This window comes from Granulosicoccus sp. 3-233 (assembly GCF_052681095.1).
The window spans coordinates 877,182-902,537 of sequence record NZ_JBQYLE010000002.1 but is presented as its reverse complement, the minus strand read 5'-3'; the positions used below and the strand labels follow the sequence as shown (position 1 = coordinate 902,537).

The following is a 25,356-nucleotide window of genomic DNA, read 5'->3' as shown; positions in this document are numbered from 1 at the left end:
GTTACTCAGAAAATTGTCCGTTGACGGTGATCAGACGTTGCGGCGATGGTGGTCCTGCGGGTCTGCAGCCGGAATGTCACCGGGTGCATCCTCCGGGGCTTCGTCTTCGGGGCGACGACGACGCAGTCCCAGCAGACTCAGTACGGCCACACCCGCAGCGAACACCACGACCGTCTCGCCCAGGGTGTCATAGCCGCGATAGCTGGCCAGTACGGAGGTGACGATGTTGGGTGGGCCAACTTCCGTGCCCGATTCCTGCACATAACGTACTGCCAGTTCCGGGTGGGTTTGCGAGGGTGAGTCGGGGCTGCCGTAATGCGGCATGTCCAGCGTGCCGTAGATCAGCAGACCGCCGGTGACGACCACGAATATCAGGGCCACCCAGCTGTCATGCCCGCGCGGCTTCTGTTCATGCTTGGTGAACGACAGTGCCCCCAGAAACAGGATGGTGGAAATGCCCGCTCCCACAGCGGCCTCGGTAAAGGCCACATCCACTGCATCCATCACCACGAAGGCACCGGCCGCCGTCAGACTGTAGAGGCCCAGCAGGATGACGGCGCCCAGCAGATCACGCAGGACAATGATGCCGATGGCGGTGATCGCCAGAAAGGTCAGCAGTACCAGAACGATGAGCGTATCCATCAGTCTTCATCTCCATGACTGTTCTGATCCTGGCCCTGAGCCCGAGCCCGCTTGTGCCGCCGTGTCTCTTCGAGTATCTCGACCGCATCCTGCCCCGACTGGTAATCGACCGAACGGGAACGTGCCAGCAGGGTGGCTTCCTCCGGCGAATCCAGAATCGGCTTGCCGTCGACACCCAGCGGCACCTGCCCGCACAGCAGGGCAGTCTTGGCCAGAGCATGGGATGCCGTTGGTGCCGTGAACAGAGTGAAGAACATGATCAGCAGCACCTTGATGGCCGCCATGGCACTACCGAAGACGAACACCGATTGCAGTATCAGCGCCAGAGAAATGAATATCGCCCCCCCGGTGTCGGTGACACTGGCGGCATGCAGACGCGTGTACAGATCGGGCATGCGGATCATGCCGATGGCACCTGTCACCACAAAGGTGCAACCGATCAGCAACAGAATCCAGCTTGTACCCCAAACCAGCCAGTCCAACATCAGAAATCATCCTCTTGATAAGCGCCACTGCCCAGGTCGTCGTACTCGAAGAACTTGAGCACCGCGATGGTGCCGATGAAGTTGATCAGCGAGTAGACCAGGGCAATATCGAGAAAATCGGGTCGGCCGGTCATGAACCCGTGTACGGCAATGAGCAATACCGTCTTGGTACCGAAGGAGTTGACCGCCAGCAGGCGATCGAACAGGGTCGGCCCCATCAAGGCCCGGGCAAGCGTCAGCGCCATGGTGATGAGCAGCGCAATGGTGACGGCTATGAACATGTCAGCGGTCTCGTCGGAAATGCAGATGGGGTTCGACGTCGCGAACATGGGCAGCCATCTCGCCCCGTTCCAGTTCCGTCAGCGTGTCCTCATGCAGCGCGTGCACCAGGATCTCGTCACTGGGCGTGAAGTTGATCGTCGTGGTACCCGGCGTCAGCGTGATCGAATTGGCGTAGATCACCCGCCCCAGTTCGGTATCGGGGGTTGCAGTGACCCGCCGCAAGGTGGGCTTGATATCCAGTTCACGCGACCAGACTCGACGGGTTACATCCACGTTGCTCAGGAAGATCTGGCGCAGCAACCAGCCCCAGTACTCGAGGATGTGCAGAAACCGGAAGAACACCGGTTGCCCCCGGTGCTCGAGCACCCGCATGCGATTGGCAAGCCAGACCACCAGTGCCACCGACAGGGCCCCGAGTATCAGTAATTGCGCCTTGAACAGTCCCGACAACAGTAGCCAGAGGCATACCATCGTGGCTGTCAGTCTGAAGAGTTGTGTCATGAGACTTGTTAACGGTTGAATCGGGTCATTAATGAAGTGGCGACTAACACCGACTTTATCATGACACCGAGGCAAAGCTGCAATTCGATACGTGCTCTAAAGACACGTTCACTTGACCGCATTAACGTAATAATCTGTTGCATTGCAGATAGTTGGGTAACAGGACCGCTGGTTTCACCCCTCTCTCTGCTAGACTCCGGCGCATTCCGAAGCAGCACCTGTCTGCACAGGCAATACGCGATTGTCCGGAAATCGGCAATCGTGAAAAACCTTTGCTGGAATTGACAGTCTAGTAGCTTGGTTCACTTTCATGAGGTTCATCGTCATCTGGTCTTACACTGCAGGTCGACGGGCATTGTCCCTTGACCCGATAATCGGGACGCTGCGCACAGTTTCCACTGTGGCTCCCCTGGCGTCGATCAGGCTTTTTCGAGCCCGTCATCTGGTAAGAGTGCTGACGGTTGCCGGATTGCTGACGGTTCTGGCTGCCTGTGACAGTGACCTGCGCACCGATATCGACAACGGCAACGACACTCCAGTAGACCTTGGCAATCTGCCGCTTTCAGGCGCCAATGGCAGCGCCTCCAATGAACAGCTGTCGCTGCAGGTCGGCAACGGTGCCGGCATCACACTGCAGGAAGGCGCGAGCAACCCCATCCGTGTACCGATCAGCATCGAACGCAAGTCTGGTGCCCCGGCCAGCATCCAGCTGTCGGCGGTGATTCAGGAAGCGGACAAGCGCAAGTACACTGCGCTGACATTCTCCGATGCCACGCTCGGTGCCAGCGAGACGTCCAGCACGCTGAGCCTGCAGCTTGCCATTGCTGCGCGACCCATTCAGCCGCAGAGCCGAACGTTGATCGTGACGGCCAGCGATGGCGCCACGCCGCTGCTCAGTACTGCCATCGACATCAGTGTCAGCCCCACGGAGCTGCCCGATGTCTACCTGTTGGTCGGCCAGAGCAACATGGTGGGCTTCAGTGAAGACAACAGCAAGCGCGCCGCCGCAGGCGAGCCGGATGCCCCCGATGATCGCATCCTGCAGCTGAACGTGACCGGCAACGATCGCAGCCACTATGCCACGGCGGCTGATTTCACCGACCCGGCCAGCAACCACGTGACGGGCATGCCATTGACACCGGCACTGGACCCACTGCACGACGGCTTCGACACGACCCTGGGCGGAAAGTCGGGCCAGCGCATCGGTCCCGGCCTGTCCTTTGCCAAACTGGCCCTGAACGACACCAGCGCCGACATCTATCTGGTACCGGCCGCCTGGGCCGATACCGGATTCTGCAAGCGCGATTCCAATCCACTGCCAGGCCTCGGCTGGAATGCAACACCCAAGAACAACAGCGCACTGAGTGGCACCCTGCTGTATGACCGGGCCGTGCAACGTGCCAATATTGCGTTGACCGAAACCGGTGGTGTATTGCGAGGTATCCTGTGGCATCAGGGTGAGGCCGATTCCGACGACCTTGCCTGTGCGCAGGCCTATGCCGACAATCTGTCAGAGCTGGCCAGTGCACTTCGCACCAACATTCAACCGGATGCCCGCGGTACGACAGCCCGCGGCGCCAGTGCCGATGTGCCCTTCATCGTGGGAACCCTGTCCCGCGGCTCGGATGTACGCGGTGACTTGTTGCCTTTCGGCGAAGCCAAGCAACTGGTTGACGATACCCTGCGGGACGTGGCCAGCCTGATACCACTGTCGGATGTCGTGATCAACGACGATCTGGTTCCGCCGGGCTATGCCTGCGGGGAAGGTTCCTGCATTCACTTCGGTGCGCTGGCCTACCGCGAAATGGGCAGACGGTATTACCAGGCGATCACCGGTCTGTTACCTGAAAATTGAAGGCATCGCTCACAAACTCTACTAAGCTCTCGTTTCATCTGGCTTTTTTATTGCTCACAGACTGAAACGAATCGAATCTACCAAAGCTCGCCAGGCACAGGCCCGGCACTTGCTTAACCTACCCGATGAAAAGTGTGATTACCCTCCCGATCAAGATGACCCAGCTGATGCGCCTTGCGCTGCTGTCAGCCGCCGTACTGCTGGCCAGCTGCAGTGACGAGCTGTCGCCCGACAATGTCGGTGACAACAAGGTGCCTACCGGCGATTTCGAACTGCGCGCAAGCGTCGACGACCTGCAATTGACAGAAGGCAGCGAAAGCGGTGTGCGCATCCCGTTGACACTGGTACGCAGCAATGGCCATTCGGCAAGCGTCCAGCTCAGTGTCAGCGGCGCTTCCAGCGCCGATTCGGCCTTCATCAACAGCAACTTCACTCAGACTACCCTGAGCGCCGGCAACAATGCCAGCGAATTGCAGCTGCAACTGGACATCGCGGACCTGCCGATACTGCCTCAAGAGCGTGAGTTCATCATTCTGGCCACCGACGGTACCGACAGCCACTCGGTCGAGGTGCAAGTCAATGTCACGCCGGTCGACGCTCCCGATGTCTATCTGCTGGTCGGCCAGAGCAACATGGTGGGATTCAGTGGCGACGGCACCCGACAGGCCTTCCCGGGCGGTGCTGACGAAACCAACCCCCGAATCAAGCAGCTGAACGTCAGCAAGAACGATCGACAGGATATCTTTCTGACACAGGCGGATTTCGTTTCGGCCTCGAAGAACGTGGTAGCGCCCGGCATCACCACGGCAGAAGACCCCTTGCATGTACCACTGGATCCATCCAACACAACCGGCAAGGACCTCGAATACATCGGATTGGGCCTGAGCTTCGCCAAGGAAGCACTGAACGAGACAAGCCGTGACATCGTGCTGGTTCCCGCAGCCTGGTCCGGTTCATCATTCTGCAAGGTCGAAGACGGTCAGGATGGCCCCAATGGCCAATGGAACGCCCAACCGACCACTGATCCTGAACTGGGCAATACCTGGCTGTTCGATCGTGCCGTGGCCCGTGCCAACCTGGCTCTGGCAGAGACCGGCGGTATCCTGCGTGGCATTCTGTGGCATCAGGGCGAATCCGATTCGAACGAGCGCTGCGCCGAGAGCTATGAGCAGAACCTGGAGCGGCTGATCTTCCAGATGCGCATGAGCATCGACGCCGATCTGCGTGGCGGTGATCTGCGACGGGCTGACAGCAATATTCCCTTCGTGATCGGCACCATGTCACGCGGCAGTGATGAGCGCGGCGATCTCTCCGACTTTCCGTTGAGCAAGCAGCTGGTGGATAATGCACATCGCGAACTGCCCGGCCGTATTCCCTTCACGGCCCTGTCCGACCACGAAGATCTGATCCCCGCCAACGGCTATCCCTGTGGCAATACCACCTGCATCCATTTCGGTGCGGCGGCCTTGCGGGAAATGGGTGTGCGCTATCATGATGCCCTGCTGCGGGCAGCTGCAGGCTCCTGATCGCTTCCAGGCGCAGGCAGGTTGCATGGCTGACATACCCGATGGTAACTGGCCTGCCTGCCAACTCGGCCGGCCAGCTGCTATAACTCCACTATAGCCAACCCTTGCCGATAACTGTCTGATGAGACTGCATGCCCTCCAATACCTGCGCGCTGTTGCGGCGCTGGCCGTGGTGTACAGCCACACGGTCATTCAGGTGGCGGACTACGAACAGTATCTGACAGAGGCCGGCAGTTTCGGGGTGGATATCTTCTTCGTGATATCCGGCTTCATCATGATCTTCATCTCGAAGCCCGGCGACCGCCCTGTCGGATTTCTGAAGAACCGCATTCGCCGGGTTGTTCCGCTGTACTGGTTCTTCACGTTCATGATGGCAGCCATTCTGCTGCTGATGCCTTCCGTATTCAAGGCGACGGTCTTCGATCTGCAGGCCCTGCTGCTCAGTCTCGGCTTCATCCCTTTCTGGAGCCTGGCACATCCCTACGAAGCCTGGCCCATTCTGGCGCCTGGCTGGTCTCTGAACTTCGAGATGTACTTCTATCTGATATTTGCCATCTCCCTGTTGCTGACCGAGCGCTATCGCATTGCCTTCATCACACTGGTCATCACCGGTGTTTTCCTGCTTGCCTCGTATTTCAACGATGGTGAATCCGCCCTGGCATTCTTCTTCAGCAAATCACTGGTGTTCGAGTTCATTCTCGGCATGCTGCTGGCGGTTGCCTGGAAACGCGGATTCCGCCTGCCGCCATCGACCGCTGCCTGGCTGTTGCTGGTGTCGATCTGCGTACTGCTGATCAAGCTGCCCCTGCCGCGCATCTTCGAATACGGTCTGCCATCGTTCTTCATTGTCATGGCTTGCCTGTATGTGCGCATCGGTGAGCATCGTTGGGGTGTTCTGCTGGGAGACGCCTCCTATGCACTGTATCTGAGCCATATCTTCACGCTCGGCATCCTGCGCAAGTTTCTGGCCCCACTACTGGGCGAGGGGCAAACAGCTGCCTGGTTGTTCGTCGTGATCTCGCTGATCGTCTGCGTGCTGGTCAGCATCGTGATACACAAGTACATCGACAACTGGCTGCTGCGCCATGAACGCCTGCAATGGGGCAACAAGACGGCGGCCGTTGTCAGCAAGGCATGACGGCGGCGGGCCCCGACAACCACCTGCTCGACGTCAAGACGACCTTTCCAGGGTCGGCAACAAGTCATGACGAGTGAGGAGGACACCAAGGCCAGATTCAGAACGCTGCTGGACTTGCCGACGGAACACAGTCTGACCGTGTCCGGTAGCCGCAGGGAAACTCGCAACGGCAGCGAATACGAATCACACTGGTTCGAAGAGCATGACGCGCAGGCGCAGCTGATCGCACGCTTTCGTACCTGGACACGACAATCCCTGCGCCCCCCTTACCGCAAGCAGATTGGCTGGGAGCGCTATTCACTCAAGGGGGAACTGCTGGATCGCGAAGTACGCTATTCACGACGCCCGGATACGCAGTATCTGCACTGAGGGTCCGGGCAGATCGCGTCAGGCGTGCTCGCGAATGACCTCCAGAAATTCATCGCCGTACTGTTCCAGCTTGTGCTGACCGACACCTGACACACTGGCCATCTCGGTCCGATCACGTGGCTTGATGGCGATCATGTCGGCCAGAGTACTGTCATTGAACACGATATAGGCGGGTACCCCGGCCACATCGCTCAGCTGCTTGCGCAATCCTCGTAATGCGTTCCATAGTGGCTGATCGTGCTCTGCAATCTCGGCCATCGCCCGCTTGCGCCGACCCGCAGAGCCTTGTCGCTTGCCAGTGGCAACAGTCAGCTCTCGCAGATGCAGGGTCTCGATGCCCTTCAGAACCGGTCGCGCCGCTTCGGTCAGCATGACCGAGCCATGACCATCGACATCGACTGCCAGCAGACCCCGGGCAATCAGCTGCCGGAACAGATTGCGCCACTCCAGCGCCGAATGTTCCTTGCCAATGCCGTAGGTTGACAGGCGTTCATGCCCGAAGCGCTGGATGCGTTCCGAATCCTTGCCCAGCAAGACATCCACCACATAGCTGACCCCGAAACGCTGACCGGTACGATAGACACAGGACAGCGCCTTGCGGGCCGATTCGGTCGCATCCCAGGTATGCGGCGGATGCAGACAGTTGTCACAGTTGCCACAGGGTTCCTCCAGCGTATCACCGAAGTAACTGAGCAAGGCTTGCCGTCTGCAGGTCGTCAGCTCGGCCAGACCCAGCATGGTCTCCAGCTTGTGATTCTCCAGACGCTTGTGCTGCTCATCGGCATCGGACTGCGCCATCATCGAGCGCAGATTGATGACATCCTGCAGGCCATAGGCCATCCAGGCATTCGAGGGCAATCCGTCGCGACCGGCTCGCCCGGTCTCCTGGTAATAGGCCTCGACACTCTTGGGCAGATTCAGATGCACCACGAATCGAACATCGGGCTTGTCGATTCCCATGCCGAAGGCGATGGTTGCGACGACGATCAGCCCATCCTCACGCAGAAACCGCGTCTGATTATGTTGTCGCTCTTCGGCCGACAGACCGGCATGATACGCCAGTGCGGTTCTGCCCTGCTTGTTCAGCCATTCCGCCGTCTGCTCCACTTTCTTGCGTGACAGGCAATAGACAATGCCGGCATCACCCTCATGATGCGTATCCAGAAACTGCAGCATGGCCTCGCGAGCGTTGTCCGGCTCGCCGATGGCGTATCGGATATTGGGACGATCGAAGCTGCTGACGAAACTGGCTGCTTCGGTCAATTGCAGATTACCGGCAATCTCCTGCCGGCTGCGTTCATCCGCCGTTGCCGTCAATGCAATGCGTGGCACATCGGGATAGCGTTCGGAGAGAATCGACAGGCCCAGATACTCGCGCCGGAAATCGTGACCCCACTGGGACACACAGTGGGCCTCATCGATGGCAAACAAGGCAATCTGACAGCGATCGATCAGCGAGAGCATCTGCGGCATCAGCAGACGCTCCGGTGCCACGTACAGCATGTCGATTTCGCCCGCCAACAAGGCATTTTCGGTCTGCGCCACGCTTTGCGCATCCATCGAGGAGTTGATGAAGGCAGCGTTCAGGTCAAGCGCCTTGAGCGCATCCACCTGATCCTGCATCAGTGCAATCAATGGCGAGATGATGATGCCGGTACCGGGTCTGGCCAGCGCGGGAATCTGATAGCACAGGGACTTGCCGCCCCCGGTCGGCATCAGAACCAGCGCATCTCCACCGGCGATGACCGTATCGACAATGGCTTGTTGCTGACCTCGAAACTCATCGAAGCCATAGATGGTCTGAAGTATTTCCAGTGCGGCAGTGGACGTCATTTTCTGTGTCTGCATTTCGCCTCCATGCGAAGTGGAACGTGTGGACCAGGTTTGTCGAGACTATCTGGCACCCATGCGTATGGCACCATCGAGTCGGATGACCTCTCCATTGAGCATCGTGTTCTCGATGATGTGCTGGACCAGTGTCGCATAATCCGACGGCTTGCCCAGACGTTTGGGAAACGGCACCTGAGCGGCCAGACTCTGCTGCACCTCATCCGGCATGCCGGTAACCATCGGCGTTTCGAAGATTCCCGGGGCAATGGCACAGACCCGCACGCCCAGCGATGCCAGATCTCGTGCCATGGGCAAGGTCATGCCGACGATACCGGCCTTGGACGCCGAATAGGCGCACTGACCGACCTGTCCGTCAAAGGCTGCTACCGAAGCGGTATTGATGATGACACCACGCTCCTGATCCTCGCCCGGTTCGTTGCCGACCATATGCGCTGCGAATCGCGAGGCAACCAGGAAGGAACCGGTCAGGTTGACGCTGATGACTCGGGCAAACAGATCGGCATCGTGCGCCCCGTCGCGGCTGACACTGCGAGCCGCCGGGGCGATACCGGCGCAATTGACCACGACCCGGGGTACACCCTGGCTGGCAATCACCTGTTCGATGGCGGCATCCACCGCCTCTACCTGCGTGATGTCACAGGCAACGAAACCGATACCATCACTGGCCAGTTCGGCCGCCGCGGCCTCATTGGGCAGATCGAGGACGGCAACCCGGCATCCCAGTGAAGACAGATGGGACGCGGTACCACGCCCCAGGCCTGAGGCACCGCCCGTGATGACGACGGAGACTTCGGATTCACAACGCATGTTCAAACTCCCTGATAGGCGTGGCGACGCTGGTTGTATTCATCGACAACAACCTGCATGGCCGCCTCGTCGTACTCTCGCAAGCCACTGAGTACGAGGTTCTTCTCACCGGTACCGATGGTCCGGCCTGCCACTTCGATATCGAACTTCAATTGCACCTGCCCCTTGCGCCCATCGACACTGATATCGGAATCAGCCAGCTCCAGCGTCAGCTGGCCATCGATGGTATCGCGCAGCCGCGCCAACTGTCCATCGGCCGAATCGACGAACAAGGCCACTGCCGAGTCTTCAAGATCGATGGACATGTTCCTGTAGATCACCATGGGTCGGGCCGGGTTGATCATCGTCTCTGCACTGCGCATCAAAGGGACCAGCACATCGGGGAAGGTCTGTCCCGAGAAGCGCACGTACTGCTCACACAACTGAGCAATGAAGCTCTGGTCGGTAAATCGTTCTCCGTCCAGTGACAGGCTCAGCAGCGCACGATCGCGCGCATCGGTAATGTCGGCCTGTCCATCCACGGCGGGCGGCAGCAGCATGCGGGTCTTGCCATCGAGCATGCCGGAGAACTGCACACGGGTATGTCTTGCCGCGCCATAGCGATGCAGCAGCACCGAGAACAGCAAGTCACCAGGCACGCAGAAACGCTTGCTCTGCGGGTCATGAATCGGGTTGAAATCGCCAGCCACACCCTTGGCAAAGGCACTGGCCTGTGTTTCTTCGAAGGATACAGCCCCATCACTCTCCGTGATGAATCTTGATATGTCCATGCATGGCCTCGTCAATCAGCCGCCCATGATCGCAAACACCACCCGGTGTCGCAAGTGATTGATGGGACAACTTGCGCATGAGACTTGTGATGAATTCGAGGTGCCTGCCGGGGCCGTCAGAACCCTGTACCGATGCAGGCTGCTGCCAGCAACCGCTCAGGGGTTGTGGCATGCATTATTCAGCCGATTGTCGTGCCATTGCGACATCGACGATCGCAGGACGAGTCAGGCCAGATGGCTGCGTTGCTGCAGATCCAGCTGCGCCATGATCAGGGAGTCGAAGTATTGTCGGCTACTGTCATCGACATCGACCCAGCGCGGGTAGAAGGGATCGCGGCGATCGTCGAACAACGGGCATTCCCAGCCACGCGTACTGTTGACCATGTCCTGCACCCCCTGTTCACCGAAGCGCTGCAGGTAACCGGCCATGACGCAATCCACATAGCTTTGCAATACCGGATTGCCCTGATCGGCCAGCAGGCGATTCTCTGTCTGGCTGCGGTAGACCATGATGCTCTCCACCCCTTCCTCGAACATCTGCTGGCGCAGCTCGTCCGACAGTTCGAAGTCACTCAGCGGCAGGCTCAGGCGGTCGTAGCCGGCTTCCCGGGCATCAAGCTGTGGCAGGTGCGCCAGTGGCAATCGCACCACGACGCCATCGATTCCCGCGGGAACCACTTCCTGCCCGGGCTGCACCACCACGCCGGAAGTAGGTTCGATACTCAGCGATGTGCATCGCTTCTCCCGGGCAGGATCGGTCACTCGATGGTCCCAGACACGCTGCCAACCATTGAGCCGCGCCGAATGCGCAATCTCGTCGGCCGGTCGTGTTTCCCGGTTCACCAGGGAACCATAGCCAAAATAGTGGATCCAGTCAGTGTTCATTCACTCAAAAAGGTCAGGTTGCGATCGAGATACCGGCGAACAGCCCGCAAGCATCGTATGATTGACAATAGCATGACGAAATCATTCCCATTCCGCCCCCCGGTACTTCTGCTGCTGCGGCTTTCTCGCCTGTACACCGTGCTGGCGCGCCAGGCCGCCGTTTCTACCCGCAAGGGGCAGCATTGTATCCGGCAGCTGACTCGGTCGCCGGCAAGGCTCCTGCTGCTACTGGTACTGCTGATCTGGCAAACTTCGGGCCACGCCCGAGGCCTGCTGGCAGAAGAGCAACATGTGGCCGCTTCCCTGGCTGCACAAGTCCCCTGGTCGGACGCTGCCGGCAAACACCAGTCTCACCCGCTCGGGGTGCAGACCCTGTTCATCGAGAAGCAGGAAAGCAAGAATGCCGGCCAGGTGCGCCATGCCAGAGTCTACCAGTATGATTACACGACTCAATCCGCCAGAATGCTGGTCATCGATCTCGAGAATCGAACCCTGACACGGCAGCAACGCATCGAGTCCGTGCATCTGCCACTGAGCGAGCAGGAAATCGCCTTTGCCAGAAGCCTGCTGGAACGCGATGCCAGCCTGCTGGCAGCATTGCAGGCGGAACACGCCCTGCGCAATGCGACACCGTTCACGACGCTGGACGAACTGGACGTCAAGGCCAGTATCCACGAACCACTGGACAGTGGAGATCCCTGTCTGGTATCGCGTTGTGCGCTGCTGTCACTGTTTGATGCCAGCCATACCGTCTTCACGACCGAACCTCTCATTCATCTGAACACACAACAAGTCGGCGAGTTGCGGCGTCGATGAGCAAGCTGAGCCGGATTCGCCTGCCTGCGGCATTGCTGTCACTGCTGCTCCTGCGACTGATTGCCCCGGTGCACGCCCAACAGACCGATTGCGGAGCGCAGCTGGCGGTGGATCATGCCTTCAGCTCCGGTGCCACCTGGTCCATGTGCATTGCCGTCGAGGAATCTCACGGCCTGACCGTGCGCTCGGTTCGCTACCGCGCACCTGGAGACAGTCTGCGCCCGGTCATTGCCGAAGCCCACCTGGGTCAGCTGCTGCTGCACTACCACGACAGTCGCGCTCCCATTGCCCAGATACAGCCGTCGCTGCAGCCTCCTCGCAGCGCCGAGGCCACCGATATCATCAGCATGAATGACAACAGCTGTGACGGCACCCGCCTGAACGTCTCCGGTCATGCTGCGGCCGTCTGTTCGCGCGTCAGCGACAATCGCATACTCGCCAAGTACGCCCAGCGTCCCGCCATTCAGAGTCAGAAGCTGGAACTCAGCAGCGCCTTCCAGCGAGAAACCCTGAGCTGGACCAGCAGTTTCACCTTCACCGAGGATGGTCAGATTCGCCCTGGCCTGAGCCTCTCCGGTCGCGCAGCGCTTACCAATCAGGACCCTGAGCATGCGCAGGCCATTCCGGCAGATACCGAAGCGCTGACGCGCGCTACCTTGCTGGCCAACTGGCGCATGGTATTCGAACTGGATACACCCACCGCAGATCGTGTGGAACAATTCGATTTTCCGCTCGATACCACTGCTGGCAACCGACGCCCGATGCAGGTCAGAACGCTGACCAGCGAAACGCTGCTGCAGGTGGAACGCGAGAATTTTCGCGGCTGGCGCATCGTGGATGCCAGTGGCGCCGGTTACTACCTGGACCCTGCCAACAGTGGCTTCAGTTTCTCCAACACCGGCATGGAGTGGGCACAGTCCGACGGCGCCGTTACCGTGTTCCAGGCCTGCGAACGGCACGCCTGGCTGAACAGCGGCGAAACCGAGCCGGGCAACAGCGCGTCCCGAACAACCGGCTGCGGAGAGTCGCTCGATGATTTCATCGACGGTGACCCCTTGCAAGGCAACCAGCCAGTGCTTTGGTACAGCCTTTCGCGCACGCTGGATCCGAGCATCGAGGACTGGCCAGTCCTGCGTGATGTGTCCCTGCAGTTCGACCTGACCCCTTTCGACTGGACGGCGGCCTCACCCTTCGAGGTGAATGACTAGTGCGAGGGCAATGGTGGCAGACACCGGCAAACAGGCAGTCGGACTTTTCAGCGCAGGGCTGCAGCAAATGCCAGGGCTGGTTCCTGAGCAGACACCTGTACAGAGGCCGGCAATGGCGCCTGCACCGGGATCCGAACACGATGATGGCGACAAAACTGGACACTCTACTGCGCAGAGCCTTGAACGATACCCTGCCCCGAACTGCTCGCCGGCTGGCCCTGATCACCCTGCTTTCGGTCAGTTGTCTACTCACGCTTCACGTCGATGATGAGCAGTCGGCCGGCATTGGCCTGGGCTTCAGGCAGGCACAAGCGGCGGAACCGGCCTGTGATGCCGACTCGCGCATCACCGAGACCTTCTCCAACGGCGCTGTCTGGGATCTGTGCTGGGAGTCGCGCATCCGCGAAAACCTGGTACTGACGGATGTGCAGTACACCCCTCCCGATGGCGAGCCGCTGCCGGTGCTCAGCTCTGCCAGACTGAGCCAGCTGCACGTGGCCTACGATGACAGTGACGTCACCTACAACGATGTCACCCAATACGGTCTCGGTGGCGGCTATCTGCTGACACTTACCGAGGCTGACTGCCCTCAGGGAGAGCTGCTCGATGTGCAGACTCGCCCGGCCATCTGCCGCTGGCGCGGCCAGAGCGACAATGGCTACCGTACGGCAAACCGTTCGGTGAAGGCCGAAAGCCTGAACCTGTTTTCCGTATCGCAAGTCGGTGCCTACGCCTACATCATCAGCTGGAGCTTCTACGATGACGGTGCCATGGAACCGGGCGTCGGGGCTACCGGTGCCTTGCAACGCAGCTCGGCCCAAATCGATCTGCCCTACGGACGTGTCCTGCAGAACGACCCCGACACCCTGTGGCTGTCACACACCCACAACTACTACTGGCGCCTGGATTTCGATCTCGGGGAATCGGCCACCGATGATCGCTTCTCCGAAACACGCTATGTGTTGCAGAGTGATGGCCGCCGTATTCGTCAAAGCGAGACCTTCGACACCGAACAGGCGCGACAGATCGATCCCGACACCCAGCAGAGCTGGCAGATCAGCGCCAGCGAGGCCATCGACAGCCCGGCCTACACGATCGAACCGCTACGCCTCGGACATCGCTTCGTGCGTGAGGAAGTGGAACCCTATTCAGCCTACGATCTGTTTGTCACGGTCGCCAACGATTGTGAACGATTCGCCAGCCAGAATGCCCGCTTCAACCCCGACTGCCTCAACCACGTATTGCAGTATGTCGATGGTCAGTCCATCGCAGGACAGGATATCGTGCTGTGGCATCGGGTCGGCTTTCATCATGTGCCTCGCAGTGAAGATCAGCGCAATATGCACACCCACTGGGACGGTTTCGTCATGCAGCCCCGGAATCTGCTGACGGGTACCAGCTCACTGGCCTCACTGCCCAACAGTCCACCGAGTTTCGTCGACCTGGTCAATCTGGAGAACGATCCCGGGGACCTGATACACGGTCACCTGTCGGCCGAAGACCCCGACAACGACGTCCTGAGCTTTACCGCCTCCGGCCTGCCACCCGGGGTGCGCATGAACACGCGTGGGCACCTGCAGGGATCCACCCGGCAGGCTGGCAATTACACCGTGTCGGTCGCCGTGCGGGACGATCACTACCAGACCAGCAGCAGCTTCGACTGGAAAGTGGGCGATGTGTCGGTACCCAGACGCTCGAGCGGGTCGGTCAGCCCCTGGTGGCTGACCATGCTGTGCCTGCTGCTTGCCGGACGATGGAGACGGTCTGGCTGAGACCGCCAGCGTGGCTGTAGCTACATGGTGCTTTTCCCCGTAATACCCCGGCTGCCACGCTCGAGAGTACGATATCGGCAAGCGGAAACCGCTGCACAGGCCGACAGGGCTCGCAACGACTCGGCTCGTCTGGTCATGGATATCGATGACGCTCAACGAGGAAACACCATCATGAATCACCGTGTACTGGCACTGCAGGGCTGCCTGTTGCTGATGTCAACCACCGGCAAGGTTCTGGCTGCAGATCGTTTTCAGGTAAGGGTGGAAGGCAATACCCTGAGCTGGGGCAACGCTACCCATGGCTATCTGCAAGTCCAGAGTGCCAGCGACTGGACCACCATGTGTGAATACCAGGTGTACACCCTGGGGGATACCCCCTCGGGCAATCGCGACGGGACAGCCTGCGAGGTGAGTGATGGCAGCTACCATGTCATCAATCACTCCACACGACAGCGTATCCAGGGCATTGTTGTCGGCGACATCGATGCCGTCTATACCGCGCCACCGGTGGAAACGATCGACAACGTCTGGGTCGTGCACGATCCCTATCTGGGCATCAATGCCGCCGATGTCATGAGCCAGCTGAATGCGATACCCGCCCCGCAGGATCTCCATGCACAGGTCTATTCGCCAACGGCCGCCGAGCTGTTCTGGACCCGGGCGGCAATTCCCGGCTTGCAATACGACATCTACCTTGGCGAGCAGAGACTCGGCAGCAGCGCCGGCACCAGCCTGTATCTGGACGGCCTGACGCCAGGCACCAGCCTGCAACTGAGGGTGCGTGCCCGTGACAGCTCGGGCGCAGTATCCAGAGACTCGCAGCTCAGCCTGACCACACTTGATGACGCCAGCGGATCTGCGGGCGGCACTGAGCAAGGACGGCAGACGCCAGAGAACCTGACAGTCGCCATCTACTCCGATTCCGTTCTGGAACTGTTCTGGGCGCGTCAGCGCCCGGGCCAGATGTTCCAGATCAGTCGCAATGCAGAAGTACTGGGCGTTACCGACGGTACCAGCTACCTTGACGGCGATTCCCCCGCCGCCAGCGACAGGACCTATGCAATAGTCGCCATTGACGAACAAGGCAGGCAGTCAAGCGCCGCCAGCATCCAGGTGCCGGCAACCACAGGCACAGTGACTCCACCGGTATCAGCGGCCATCACCCTGGCAAATGCCGAACAGGTGCTGCGTGAAATCATCGCCATTGCCAATCGCAAGCCCTTTGAAGTTGTTGAAGCGGCCATGCAGCGTCCACATGAGGCACTCAAGGAGCTCTTCATCAACTATCGTAGCGCGGGTGTAACCACGGCCAATGGCCTGACTCTGGTGCCTGGTAGCACCGAGATTCCAGGTGGTTCTGCCGGTGGCGACTACAGCTGTGACGCCGGAGGCAGTGCCTCCTTGCCGATCATTCTAGGTGGTGGTGATGGCCAGGGATATGTGTCGACTTATTCCGACTGTTCTCTGCCAACGGGCATCTACAGTGGGCAGGTGCAGTTGTACCCGGCCTCACGCGGCCCGGAGAGTTACTACAAGTACGAGGGCATCGAGGTGCAAACCTTCGCAGAGGACCAACAGTACTTCTACGACTCCGAGCAGACTCGAACCATGCCCTATCGTGACGGAGTCCGGATCAACGACAGCTGGACCGTGGAGCACTACGAAAACATCGCAGCCGATGGCAGTATCACGCTTGCCGTTCATGACTTCACGGCCGAGATGGGCAGGCGTGTCGGCCTGTCCTTTGCCGAACCGATCACCACCTTGCAACCGACGGTCATGTACCGCGATTCCAGCAGTGACATCAGCTTCGATGCCGACATTCCTGCCGTGTCCGATCAACGCCTGAGCGTCAACATCTCATTGCGCTACGAAGGCGATACGGAAGCAGAAGAACCGCTGGACCAATGGACCGAAGGCAGCATCAGCGTGACCGCGGCCGATGGCAGTTCGGTAATTGCAACACCCGTACCGGACGATACCGGCACGATTCGCATGTTGATCGGCGATGATGTGGTTGATGTGCCTGTTGATGATGAGCTGCAGGTGGAGGTATTCGTGAGCCGTTGACATCCAGATGTCGAACGACCTCGAACTCTCTGCTTGCCCCGACGGCCCTGAACACCGCTCCCCATGATCCTCGGCATCAGCTATCGCCTTGCGGATAGCTGATGCCGAGCACGGCATAGACCAGCTTCTGCTCCTCCACCTCGATGGTGACTTCATCATCCACCTGCTTTTTCAGCAAAGCCCTGGCCAGCGGTGAATCCACACTGATGAATCGCCTGGCCGGATCGATCTCGTCCGCACCGACGATACGTACCGTCATGGTCGAGCCGCTGTCGGTCTCCAGTTCGACCTCGGCGCCAAAGAATATCGCATCGCCTCCGGCACGCCGGTCGATGACTTTCAGGTCCGGAATGCGTTTCTGCAGGTAGCGCACGCGCCGATCGATTTCGCGCAGTTCCTTCTTCCGGTAGATGTATTCTGCGTTCTCTGACCGATCGCCTTCGGCGGCGGCGGCACTCAGTGCGGCAGTGACATCCTTGCGTCTTGCCCACAGCGCCTTTTCCTCGGATTTCAGGCGGTCATAACCTTCACGGGTGATATACGGTGAAGAGCGAGGACTTGGGGGGCGGTAGCGGCTCATGAAACTCGTGGCTTCGGTGCAATCGAATGAGCAGTATTGTAGCCCCAACCCGGCTCGATGATCACCCACATGGCAAGATGACAGACACCCGTGTCGGACCCTGGCGCCAAGGGCACATTGGATGCGCAGACCATGCGGACACCCTGCCTGCCTTTCCGAACGGCACCCGAATCGATCAGCACTCTGCCCTTTTCGAGTATTTCCCTACGACGTGGAAACAGGTTAAGGTATTGACAAGGGTCCTCTACCGAGCAGCAGACTCGATACATCAGGGCAGGTGATCATCATGCCGCGACATCACGCAGATGGACTGGGTATTCACTACGAACTCCATGCCTCGTCGTCGGATGCATCCGTTTCGACGGTTCTTCTCCTTCATGGCCTGGGTTCCAGCCTCCGCGATTGGTCAGATCAGGTCCCGGCATTGACTGCCAATCATCAATTGCTGCTGATCGACCTGCGTGGTCACGGCGACAGTGACAAGCCCACCCAGCCTTACTCCATTCGGGATATGGCGAATGATGTCGCCTCGCTGATCAACAGTCTGAAACTGACTGGTGTTCATGCTGTGGGCCTGTCCATGGGCGCACAGATTGCGCTGCAGCTTGCTCTGGACCACCCCGACCTTGTAGCAACCATCACGGCGGTCAACTCCCCGGCGGACATGAAACCTCGACGTCTGCGTGACAGGTTCACCGTCATGCAACGCAAGTTGCTGGTCAGACTGCTCGGGATGCGACGTCTTGGTCGAATCATTGCCGAGCGATTACTACCAGGTGATGAGTTCATCGACCGGCGGCGGCTGTTTGCCGATCGCTGGTCAGAGAACGATCCTGCCGCCTATCAGGCAGCACTCGATGCCATCCTGAGCTGGGACATCACACCTGAGCTGTCACGCATCGAACAGGCCATCCTGGTGATCTGCGCCAGTGAAGACTACACCCCGCGAGCCTGGAAACAGCGCATTGTCGAGCTGGCCCCGAATGCCAGAATGGTCATCATTCCGGACAGCCGCCATGCCGTTCCGGTTGAACGTCCTGCGGCCTTCAATGCCGTGTTGCTCGATTTTCTGCAAGAACAGCAAGAGTCATCCGACCGAAGCGTTTCACGCGATCTTCACCGTCAGAGGTAGCGACTCTCCGACGGTAATCGACTCTCACGACCAGGCTTGGTATCACTGCCTTTCGCCATTGCCGTGTGCGAAAAACAAAGGCTGATCATTGCAGAGCTGCTGTTCATTCTTGCATTGATCAACAGAATCATCTGCCATTCGGATGGCGCTTCAAGCCGTACATCGGGCATTCAGGGCTTACAACCGCAATAGAACGTCCGTGTGTTGGCCGACTATTGCCGCTTCTCCGCCGCAAACTGATCAAATGCAACCGCTGCTACCAGAATGACGCCGATGACGATCTGCTGAATGAAGGAAGAGACATTCAACAGCACCAGACCATTGGTCAATACACCGATCAGGCAGGCGCCAACCACAGTGCCGAATATGCTCCCCACACCGCCAAACAGACTGGTACCACCGATAACGACAGCAGCAATGACAGTCAATTCCACCCCCAGACCTGCCACCGCTTCAGCGGAGTTCAAGCGAGCTGACAGCAGGAATCCGGCCAGTCCGCAGAAGAAGCCAACCACCACATACACCGAAAATATCACTCGACGCGTCGGTACGCCGTTGAGTGCAGCAGCGCGGCTGTTGCCTCCAGTGGCATACACATGCTGGCCGTACTGAAAGTACCGCAGCACCAGATGAGCCAGAATAGCGCAACCGAGAAAGATGATCACGGGAACCGGTACCGGCCCGATCCTACCCTGGCCCCACCAGGTGTAATCTGCTGCAAAACCGCTGATCGGACCACCGCCTGAAAACAGCAGGGCTGCCCCCCTGAACGCGGTCAATCCACCGAGTGTCACGACGAAGGGTGGTACCTTGAGTCGCGTTATGGCCATGCCCTGCAGGGCGCCTCCCAGCATGCCGACCAGCAGACCGGCGGCCAGTGCCAGAATCGCAGGATTCCCTGCATCCAGATTCGCACCGATCGCAAACCGGTCAGCCAATCCCCCTTTTGCAACATAGGCACTGACCAGCCCTGCGAGAGCCATCAGTGAACCCACCGACAGATCGATACCGGCCGTGAGTATGACGAAGGTCATGCCGATGGCGATCAGTCCCGAGATCGACACCTGCCGGAGGATATTGAACAGGTTCAGTGGATGCAGGAAACGCGGTTCAAGCAATGCAAACACCGCGATCAGCAATAACAGAAACAATGGCGCCGCAAAACGCGCTGAAAACTCCAGCGCGTTGAACGGCACCTTGTTGATTTCTCTACTCGACATGATTACCGAGGCTCTGCAAGCTGGCTGTCTTATGCTCTGTCTATTGGACTTCTCCGAGCCTCTCACCCTCTTCGATGTTGCTCTGGGTGATTGCAATCGGCGTCAGCAATACCTGCTCATCAGGTGCAGTGCCGTCACGCAGATAGCTCACCATGGCTTGCATGGCGGTACGACTCTGCCCACCCGGGAATTGTTCGATCGTGGCGGTGAGACCGCCATCACGCACGCTGCCCAGAGCTTCAGGCAGCGCATCGAAACCAATGATGACGATGTCGAGGTTCTGCTCCTGAGCCACCTGCAGAGCTCCGAGAGCCATGTCATCATTGGCAGCGACAATGACATCCGGTGGCGTATCGAGACCGGCAAGGATGGATTCAGTGACCGATGCACCTTCCTCACGCGCAAAGTTTGCCGTCTGTTCTGCTACAAATGTGTACTTGTCAGACAGTGGGTCCAGTACGTCATGTACACCTCGATTGCGATCGATGGCAGGGCTGGCTCCTGGCTGCCCCTGAAGATTGACGACCGTGGCGCCATCGGGGAACAGGCTCACGATCAGATTGGCCTGAGCCTGGCCACCGAGAACATTGTCAGCTCCAACGTGAGAGAGGATGCCTTCCACACCCTGGACTGCCCGGTCAATGGTGATCACGGGTATCTCTGCATCCACCGCCTGTTGCAGGGCAGGCGCCATTGCCACTGCGTCGATGGGCGAGATGACGATACCGTCAACGCCCTTGATGATGGCTGATTCAACGTCTGCCGTTTGCTTGGTAGTCTGATTCTGGCCGTCGGACTCCATCAGAGTTATCCCACCCAGCGAGTCAGCTTCGGCCGACAACTCCTTTTGCATGTGCACGAAGAAGGGAAAGCCGAGACTGGGAACAGAGGTGAAGATTTCCAGGTCCTGCGCCAGAGAATGACCGGAGATGGCCAGTGTAGTTGCGAGTAGTCCGGCCTTGATCGCCGCTCCGATGCTGCGGCGATGCCGGCTGGATGGAGTAGCTGTCTGTCTGATGGTTGTACCGTGGTGCATGGTTTTTCTCTCCAGTGTCGCAGCCTGCTGGCTGCAGATATTGCGTTGACAGATGGAAGGCGCTTGTACGCTCAGACACATCCATTCGCACTCTCGAAACCGATTGAACGTCAGCCGTTGTCCGTGCATGACGGGCGGGAACCTTCTGACGGGTTCCGTCGCAGTCATGAGAATTTGCTCTTCGGCAGCATCGCGCTGCATGGCGGTAGTTCGGCATGCGCTGACTGATCACGTTGGTGGTGTGATTGGATTTCATTGAATCACGGTCAAAGCTGTTTGTAAATATCCTGCAGAAGCGAAGCGTCGCGATGCGGCGGATATCCGCCCCACCGTCGCTGCAGGCGTACGCCAAGGCGGCGTAGAGAGCCGGCACTCGGAAACAGGGCATCCGACGTGGAGCCGGCGCCCCCCGATTTTTCAATCTGATTTCTGCCTGCACAGGCGCTTTGCAGCACTGAGTGGACGTTCAAATGTCTGCAGGGAGCGCCCGAGGCTCTGCAGCAACGCTGGAAAATACCGAATTACTTGAAGGCCACTACGAGAGTGACAATACGAATACAGCAGCCAGCTCGAGCAGCAACTCAACCATAAACAGCGACAATGGCTTCAACTACAACAAGCGGCTTGCAGTTTCCGGCCGCGGCCACACGTTCCATCTCGGCGAACTCGGACTGCGCTGCCACCCCCACCGCACCATGGCTATCGCCTGCATGGGTCAACACGCCACGCAGCTCAGCACCGTCTTCATCAAGAATTCGCCCGACTGTGATCAGCTCAGGATCGCCCGCAACAAGCCGCCCCGGTGTCCGTCGCTGTCAATCTTGATCAGGGCGGGGATGACCAGAGCTGCATCACGTGACGCCGCAGCAACAGACTCGGTGTGAAAAACCGAATCCAGCACAACGGCCAGATCGCAGCCGCCTTTTTCAAGCGCGATAAGCTGGCAGCGGTGCACGGTCTTGCAGAGAGATCATGCGGCGCAACATGATCTCTGTCAATTCGTGTCGAACGTCTGAAAAATCCGGATCGGCATATCGATTGTCCAGTTCATGCGGATCTGCCTGTAGATCATACAGTTCGTGCCAGTCCTCCCCCTCTCGCAGCGACATGCGGTAGCGATCAGTCACCACGGTTCGAATACGTTGCGGACGCTCGAACCCCGTCATTGTCCTTTGACTGTCTTCTTCAACAAGGATGGCCTCAGGTTCTGGATCCTTCAGCAAGTCACGGCCCTGAATGCCATTGAAAGCCTGTACGCCCGCTCGCGCCAGAATGGTCGCAGAAATATCAATGCTCGACGCCAGATCGGAAACAGCTTCCCCGCCGCCCCGCTGCGATGGGTCGTACCAGATGAACGGGACGCGAATGGTGCCCTGGAAATGCAACAGCAATTTCAGCATCAAACCATGATCGCCCATGTAGTCGCCGTGGTCAGACGTAAAGATCACAATGGTATTGTCAGCCAGACCCGATTCCTCGAGCTGCGCCAGTACGCGCCCGATGGCATCGTCAATCATGGTGATGGACCCGTACGTCAATGCGAGGATTTGACGCGCTTCATCTTCCGTCACGCTGAAAGGGCTCTGGTTATCACGCGGGTCCGTACCATTTTCCATCGCTTCTCTCATTGCCTTGACAGGCGGCAGATCGCTCTTGCCGAATGAAGCTGGCAGTGGCATGTCTGCCGGGTCATACATATCCCAGTATTTCCCGGGTGGCGTAAAGGGATGATGCGGATCAGGGAAAGACATCTGCAAGAAGAACGGCGCATCATCATCGGCACGCTCCTTCAACCAGTCCTGCGACCTGTCGGCTATCCACGACGTTGAATAGAGTTCTTCCGGCACCGCTGTTCGCCAGGCCTGCGGTGCGTTGATGCGATCATCCGGCAGCGCGTTTTTCTCTCCCACGAGGCTATCGAAATCGGGATCTTGCTCACGGGCCCACAGCAGATAATCGCCACTCGCCGCATCGGCATGGTCAGCGGCAATCTCGACATGTTCGAAACCGTAGAAATCACCCCCCATACGTTCAGCCAGTGGACGATCCCATTTCGGTACCACTTCCAGATCGTAGTCTTCCGAATGCCGATCATGCTTGTAGGCGTCACGCAGTTCCTTGCGTGGCGTATGCAGCGTCGGGTCAGGTTGGTATGTATTGGACGCCGGCAGGCCGGTAAAGCTCTGCAAGTGTGACTTACCGATGAGGCCGGTCCGATAGCCTGCGTCTTTCAGTAGCTCGACAAACGTCGTGTGATCGTGTGACAGCGGAATACCATTGTGGCGCGCACCATGAAGCGAGGACATGCGCCCCGTCATGATGGACGCACGATTGGGCATGCAGATCGGATTGGCCACGTAGAACTTGTCCCACTGTCGACCCTTTTCCGCGATGCCGTCAATGTTGGGGGTCTTTACCACCGTGTTGCCATAGCAACCCAGATGATCGGCACGGTGTTGATCGGTAATGATGAACAGAAAGTTGGGTTTTTTCGTCATGACGTCGCTCTACTCAATGGTGTTGATCCCCTCTTCTGATCCCAGGCAATCAATGCGATACCCAAGGCCAAAGCCGGCAGATAGAACATCGGACTGATTGCAAGCAATACGAAAGCCGCTACAAACCGTAAACCCACTTCCAACCATGTCAGCTTGCCTCGGTCATAGGCGGACAAGGCTGAAGAGAAAAGCCAGATACAGAACATGGTTCGGGCAACGATCCAGATGAATGTCCACAGCTGGAATTCTTCCACTATCAGCAGTGTTGGGTAGAAGGCGAAGATGAACGGGATGATGAACTTCGCCATGCCAAGGCGGAAGGACATGAAAGAGGTCATGAGCGGGTTGGCCCCCGCTATCGGTGCGGCTGCATAAGCGGCGATGGCAACCGGTGGCGTCAGTGACGATGCAACGCCGTAATAGAACACGAACATGTGAGCGGTGAGTATTGATATACCAAGCGCTTGGATCGCAGGCCCCATGACAAGAATGATGATCAGATAGGCCGGCAGCGTCGGCATGCCCATACCAAGGATCAGCGCGCCGATCATGGCAACCAGGAGCGCTGAAAACAGGCTGTCTCCACGCACCGATGCAATGACATTGGCCAGTTTCAGGCCCAGGCCTGTGGTATCCAGAGCACCGACCAGTATTCCGATGGCAGCGATGGCGATCAACAAGGTCGCACCGGACTTGCTGCCTGATATGAATGACCGCCAGACACGACTGGGATTCGCGCGCACATCCGGATTGATCACCGACAACAGCAGCAACACCACAACCGCGTAGAAGCCTGCCGATGACGTCGATAGACCTATCAACAAGGAAATGACAACGGCAGCAATCGGCCCTGCAAACAGGATCGAATTGATCAAGTCCACTTTGGTGATCTTGTCGTCAACGGACAGGGGTTGAACTTCGATACCCTGCCGCCTGGCTTCAACCGTCACCGCAGTGAAAAGACTGAAGTAGTAGAAAAGAGCCGGAACCAGCGCAGCGATGATGATGTTGAGGTATCCAACGCCCGTCAGGTCCGCCATGACCAGGGCCGCGGCTCCCATGATGGGTGGCATGATCTGTCCGCCGGATGAAGCTGTCGCCTCGATGCCTGCGGCAAACGTGGGGGAAAAGCCACGCTTCTTGATCATGGGGATGGTAAACGTGCCAGTTCCGACAATGTTGGCTACCGTGCTGCCTGACATTGTACCGAACAGTGATGATGCCAGTATGGCAGCGTGTGCTGGACCGCCTCGCGTGCGGCGCGTGGCAAGAAAGGCGAATTTCAGCAAGGTGTCACCGGCGCCTGTGCCTTCCAGCAAAGCACCGAACACGATGAAGATGAATACCGTGGCCAGCACGATGTTGGTGATTGATCCGAACACACCCTTATTGGTGTTGTACCAGAGCCCCTCTGCGACCTCTTTGAGGCTGAAACCGGAATGCTCCAGCATTCCCGGTAGATTCTGCCCGAACAACAAGTAGAGAACAGCGAAGGCGCCAACGCAGAACAGGCCCCAGCCCCACAGGCGGCGGGATAGCTCGAGAAAGACACACAGGCCTGCCAGGGCTGGCCAGGCATCCGCATTGGTGACGTCATACAGCGCAGTCTGCATCTGACCCTGCACGAAATAAAACGACCAGATCGACCACAGACCGGCCACGATCAAGATCACATCCATGATGATATGAAACCTGGAGGTTGCCGAGCTCATCTGCTTCGGATTGCGGATGGAACGTGACGCTGCAACACCGACAATCAAGGCCAGTGCAAAACCGCCAGCACGCTGCGTGCTGGCATCAAGAAGGCCAATGCCTGACGTATAAATCGCCATTGCCCCGAGAATTGCGCAGGCAATAACTGACGCCCAGCTGAGCACTCGACTCATTTGAGCAGACGCTGTCGACGGATCTGT

The 25,356-nt window shown here is 58.6% G+C and carries 23 protein-coding genes; 10 read left to right on the top strand and 13 right to left on the bottom strand.

Annotated features, from left to right (window positions below; genetic code table 11):
• Positions 1 to 30: 30 nt before the first annotated feature.
• From ACUNV4_RS08775 to ACUNV4_RS08760, 4 genes are read right to left on the bottom strand one after another with little or no spacing between them, the layout of a single operon-like run.
• A complete protein-coding gene (locus ACUNV4_RS08775; RefSeq protein WP_430878135.1) occupies positions 31 to 642 on the bottom strand; it encodes a DUF4040 domain-containing protein in 612 nt (203 codons plus the stop codon).
• Positions 642 to 1,127, bottom strand: coding sequence for a monovalent cation/H(+) antiporter subunit G (gene mnhG, locus ACUNV4_RS08770; RefSeq protein WP_430878134.1), 486 nt, complete (start codon positions 1,125 to 1,127; stop codon positions 642 to 644). Before mnhG ends, ACUNV4_RS08775 begins: the two co-directional genes overlap by 1 nt.
• Positions 1,127 to 1,408 carry a monovalent cation/H+ antiporter complex subunit F gene (locus ACUNV4_RS08765; RefSeq protein WP_430878133.1) on the bottom strand — a complete coding sequence of 94 codons (282 nt, stop codon included), beginning with the start codon at positions 1,406 to 1,408 and terminating at the stop codon, positions 1,127 to 1,129. The genes mnhG and ACUNV4_RS08765 overlap by 1 nt, the downstream gene beginning before the upstream one ends.
• A gap of 1 nt (position 1,409) precedes the next feature.
• Positions 1,410 to 1,910: a Na+/H+ antiporter subunit E gene (locus ACUNV4_RS08760; RefSeq protein ID WP_430878132.1), complete on the bottom strand. Its 501-nt coding sequence runs from the start codon at positions 1,908 to 1,910 to the stop codon at positions 1,410 to 1,412.
• Between the two features lie 400 nt (positions 1,911 to 2,310).
• Here ACUNV4_RS08760 and ACUNV4_RS08755 point away from each other — a divergent pair, with 400 nt between their 5' ends.
• The 4 genes from ACUNV4_RS08755 (at position 2,311) to ACUNV4_RS08740 (ending at position 6,798) form a co-directional block, all read left to right on the top strand.
• Complete coding sequence (locus tag ACUNV4_RS08755) at positions 2,311 to 3,765, top strand: sialate O-acetylesterase (RefSeq protein WP_430878131.1); 1,455 nt, start codon at positions 2,311 to 2,313, stop codon at positions 3,763 to 3,765.
• A 125-nt stretch (positions 3,766 to 3,890) separates the two neighbouring features.
• Positions 3,891 to 5,291 carry a sialate O-acetylesterase gene (locus tag ACUNV4_RS08750; protein ID WP_430878130.1) on the top strand — a complete coding sequence of 467 codons (1,401 nt, stop codon included), beginning with the start codon at positions 3,891 to 3,893 and terminating at the stop codon, positions 5,289 to 5,291.
• Between the two features lie 121 nt (positions 5,292 to 5,412).
• Positions 5,413 to 6,429 (top strand): acyltransferase family protein, encoded by a 1,017-nt coding sequence (locus ACUNV4_RS08745; protein WP_430878129.1) that lies wholly within the window; start codon positions 5,413 to 5,415, stop codon positions 6,427 to 6,429.
• A gap of 66 nt (positions 6,430 to 6,495) precedes the next feature.
• Entirely contained in the window at positions 6,496 to 6,798 is a 303-nt protein-coding gene (locus ACUNV4_RS08740; protein ID WP_430878128.1) for a hypothetical protein, read from the top strand.
• Between the two features lie 18 nt (positions 6,799 to 6,816).
• Here ACUNV4_RS08740 and recQ read toward each other — a convergent pair whose 3' ends face one another.
• From recQ to ACUNV4_RS08720, 4 genes are all read right to left on the bottom strand, one after another.
• Positions 6,817 to 8,646, bottom strand: a complete 1,830-nt coding sequence (gene recQ / locus ACUNV4_RS08735; protein WP_430878127.1) for a DNA helicase RecQ — start codon at positions 8,644 to 8,646, stop codon at positions 6,817 to 6,819.
• Positions 8,647 to 8,691: 45 nt separating this feature from the next.
• A complete protein-coding gene (locus ACUNV4_RS08730) occupies positions 8,692 to 9,456 on the bottom strand; it encodes an SDR family NAD(P)-dependent oxidoreductase (RefSeq protein ID WP_430878126.1) in 765 nt (254 codons plus the stop codon).
• A gap of 2 nt (positions 9,457 to 9,458) precedes the next feature.
• Positions 9,459 to 10,226: a DUF3581 family protein gene (locus tag ACUNV4_RS08725; RefSeq protein WP_430878125.1), complete on the bottom strand. Its 768-nt coding sequence runs from the start codon at positions 10,224 to 10,226 to the stop codon at positions 9,459 to 9,461.
• A 225-nt stretch (positions 10,227 to 10,451) separates the two neighbouring features.
• On the bottom strand, positions 10,452 to 11,111 hold the full coding sequence (locus tag ACUNV4_RS08720) for a gamma-glutamylcyclotransferase family protein (RefSeq protein WP_430878124.1): 660 nt from the start codon (positions 11,109 to 11,111) through the stop codon (positions 10,452 to 10,454).
• A 72-nt stretch (positions 11,112 to 11,183) separates the two neighbouring features.
• Here ACUNV4_RS08720 and ACUNV4_RS08715 point away from each other — a divergent pair, with 72 nt between their 5' ends.
• The 4 genes from ACUNV4_RS08715 to ACUNV4_RS08700 all read left to right on the top strand — a co-directional run bounded on the left by ACUNV4_RS08715 (position 11,184) and on the right by ACUNV4_RS08700 (position 16,977).
• Positions 11,184 to 11,927 carry a hypothetical protein gene (locus ACUNV4_RS08715; protein ID WP_430878123.1) on the top strand — a complete coding sequence of 248 codons (744 nt, stop codon included), beginning with the start codon at positions 11,184 to 11,186 and terminating at the stop codon, positions 11,925 to 11,927.
• On the top strand, positions 11,924 to 13,135 hold the full coding sequence (locus tag ACUNV4_RS08710) for a copper amine oxidase (protein WP_430878122.1): 1,212 nt from the start codon (positions 11,924 to 11,926) through the stop codon (positions 13,133 to 13,135). Before ACUNV4_RS08715 ends, ACUNV4_RS08710 begins: the two co-directional genes overlap by 4 nt.
• A 140-nt stretch (positions 13,136 to 13,275) precedes the next feature.
• Positions 13,276 to 14,907, top strand: a complete 1,632-nt coding sequence (locus ACUNV4_RS08705; RefSeq protein WP_430878121.1) for a copper amine oxidase — start codon at positions 13,276 to 13,278, stop codon at positions 14,905 to 14,907.
• 171 nt (positions 14,908 to 15,078) lie between these two features.
• Positions 15,079 to 16,977 carry a hypothetical protein gene (locus ACUNV4_RS08700; RefSeq protein WP_430878120.1) on the top strand — a complete coding sequence of 633 codons (1,899 nt, stop codon included), beginning with the start codon at positions 15,079 to 15,081 and terminating at the stop codon, positions 16,975 to 16,977.
• 76 nt (positions 16,978 to 17,053) lie between these two features.
• Here the strand turns inward: ACUNV4_RS08700 and greB are convergent, their stop codons facing one another.
• Positions 17,054 to 17,557 (bottom strand): transcription elongation factor GreB, encoded by a 504-nt coding sequence (gene greB / locus ACUNV4_RS08695; RefSeq protein WP_430878119.1) that lies wholly within the window; start codon positions 17,555 to 17,557, stop codon positions 17,054 to 17,056.
• Between the two features lie 286 nt (positions 17,558 to 17,843).
• Here greB and ACUNV4_RS08690 point away from each other — a divergent pair, with 286 nt between their 5' ends.
• Complete coding sequence (locus ACUNV4_RS08690; RefSeq protein ID WP_430878118.1) at positions 17,844 to 18,689, top strand: alpha/beta fold hydrolase; 846 nt, start codon at positions 17,844 to 17,846, stop codon at positions 18,687 to 18,689.
• Between the two features lie 212 nt (positions 18,690 to 18,901).
• Here ACUNV4_RS08690 and ACUNV4_RS08685 read toward each other — a convergent pair whose 3' ends face one another.
• Together ACUNV4_RS08685 and ACUNV4_RS08680 are read right to left on the bottom strand one after the other, a co-directional pair.
• Positions 18,902 to 19,909, bottom strand: a complete 1,008-nt coding sequence (locus ACUNV4_RS08685; RefSeq protein WP_430878117.1) for an ABC transporter permease — start codon at positions 19,907 to 19,909, stop codon at positions 18,902 to 18,904.
• Positions 19,910 to 19,949: 40 nt separating this feature from the next.
• Positions 19,950 to 20,945 (bottom strand): substrate-binding domain-containing protein, encoded by a 996-nt coding sequence (locus ACUNV4_RS08680; protein WP_430878116.1) that lies wholly within the window; start codon positions 20,943 to 20,945, stop codon positions 19,950 to 19,952.
• A 470-nt stretch (positions 20,946 to 21,415) separates the two neighbouring features.
• On the opposite strand from ACUNV4_RS08680, the gene ACUNV4_RS08675 reads away from it, so the two are divergent.
• Positions 21,416 to 21,829: a hypothetical protein gene (locus tag ACUNV4_RS08675; protein WP_430878115.1), complete on the top strand. Its 414-nt coding sequence runs from the start codon at positions 21,416 to 21,418 to the stop codon at positions 21,827 to 21,829.
• 42 nt (positions 21,830 to 21,871) lie between these two features.
• Here the strand turns inward: ACUNV4_RS08675 and ACUNV4_RS08670 are convergent, their stop codons facing one another.
• Complete coding sequence (locus ACUNV4_RS08670; protein WP_430878114.1) at positions 21,872 to 23,443, bottom strand: sulfatase family protein; 1,572 nt, start codon at positions 23,441 to 23,443, stop codon at positions 21,872 to 21,874.
• Complete coding sequence (locus tag ACUNV4_RS08665) at positions 23,440 to 25,329, bottom strand: TRAP transporter permease (protein WP_430878113.1); 1,890 nt, start codon at positions 25,327 to 25,329, stop codon at positions 23,440 to 23,442. The genes ACUNV4_RS08670 and ACUNV4_RS08665 overlap by 4 nt, the downstream gene beginning before the upstream one ends.
• Positions 25,330 to 25,356 lie beyond the last annotated feature (27 nt).

What these genes read in the sequence shown, in the direction of transcription:
- ACUNV4_RS08720 (WP_430878124.1), bottom strand. Translation starts at nt 11,111, where the DNA reads ATGAACACTGACTGGATCCACTATTTTGGCTATGGTTCCCTGGTGAAC.
- ACUNV4_RS08705 (WP_430878121.1), top strand. Translation starts at nt 13,276, where the DNA reads ATGATGGCGACAAAACTGGACACTCTACTGCGCAGAGCCTTGAACGAT.
- ACUNV4_RS08715 (WP_430878123.1), top strand. Translation starts at nt 11,184, where the DNA reads ATGACGAAATCATTCCCATTCCGCCCCCCGGTACTTCTGCTGCTGCGG.
- ACUNV4_RS08700 (WP_430878120.1), top strand. Translation starts at nt 15,079, where the DNA reads ATGAATCACCGTGTACTGGCACTGCAGGGCTGCCTGTTGCTGATGTCA.
- ACUNV4_RS08690 (WP_430878118.1), top strand. Translation starts at nt 17,844, where the DNA reads ATGCCGCGACATCACGCAGATGGACTGGGTATTCACTACGAACTCCAT.
- greB (WP_430878119.1), bottom strand. Translation starts at nt 17,557, where the DNA reads ATGAGCCGCTACCGCCCCCCAAGTCCTCGCTCTTCACCGTATATCACC.
- ACUNV4_RS08740 (WP_430878128.1), top strand. Translation starts at nt 6,496, where the DNA reads ATGACGAGTGAGGAGGACACCAAGGCCAGATTCAGAACGCTGCTGGAC.
- ACUNV4_RS08775 (WP_430878135.1), bottom strand. Translation starts at nt 642, where the DNA reads ATGGATACGCTCATCGTTCTGGTACTGCTGACCTTTCTGGCGATCACC.
- ACUNV4_RS08710 (WP_430878122.1), top strand. Translation starts at nt 11,924, where the DNA reads ATGAGCAAGCTGAGCCGGATTCGCCTGCCTGCGGCATTGCTGTCACTG.
- ACUNV4_RS08675 (WP_430878115.1), top strand. Translation starts at nt 21,416, where the DNA reads ATGTCTGCAGGGAGCGCCCGAGGCTCTGCAGCAACGCTGGAAAATACC.
- ACUNV4_RS08750 (WP_430878130.1), top strand. Translation starts at nt 3,891, where the DNA reads ATGAAAAGTGTGATTACCCTCCCGATCAAGATGACCCAGCTGATGCGC.
- ACUNV4_RS08670 (WP_430878114.1), bottom strand. Translation starts at nt 23,443, where the DNA reads ATGACGAAAAAACCCAACTTTCTGTTCATCATTACCGATCAACACCGT.
- ACUNV4_RS08665 (WP_430878113.1), bottom strand. Translation starts at nt 25,329, where the DNA reads ATGAGTCGAGTGCTCAGCTGGGCGTCAGTTATTGCCTGCGCAATTCTC.
- recQ (WP_430878127.1), bottom strand. Translation starts at nt 8,646, where the DNA reads ATGCAGACACAGAAAATGACGTCCACTGCCGCACTGGAAATACTTCAG.
- ACUNV4_RS08765 (WP_430878133.1), bottom strand. Translation starts at nt 1,408, where the DNA reads ATGTTCATAGCCGTCACCATTGCGCTGCTCATCACCATGGCGCTGACG.
- ACUNV4_RS08680 (WP_430878116.1), bottom strand. Translation starts at nt 20,945, where the DNA reads ATGCACCACGGTACAACCATCAGACAGACAGCTACTCCATCCAGCCGG.
- mnhG (WP_430878134.1), bottom strand. Translation starts at nt 1,127, where the DNA reads ATGTTGGACTGGCTGGTTTGGGGTACAAGCTGGATTCTGTTGCTGATC.
- ACUNV4_RS08725 (WP_430878125.1), bottom strand. Translation starts at nt 10,226, where the DNA reads ATGGACATATCAAGATTCATCACGGAGAGTGATGGGGCTGTATCCTTC.
- ACUNV4_RS08685 (WP_430878117.1), bottom strand. Translation starts at nt 19,909, where the DNA reads ATGTCGAGTAGAGAAATCAACAAGGTGCCGTTCAACGCGCTGGAGTTT.
- ACUNV4_RS08730 (WP_430878126.1), bottom strand. Translation starts at nt 9,456, where the DNA reads ATGCGTTGTGAATCCGAAGTCTCCGTCGTCATCACGGGCGGTGCCTCA.
- ACUNV4_RS08745 (WP_430878129.1), top strand. Translation starts at nt 5,413, where the DNA reads ATGAGACTGCATGCCCTCCAATACCTGCGCGCTGTTGCGGCGCTGGCC.
- ACUNV4_RS08760 (WP_430878132.1), bottom strand. Translation starts at nt 1,910, where the DNA reads ATGACACAACTCTTCAGACTGACAGCCACGATGGTATGCCTCTGGCTA.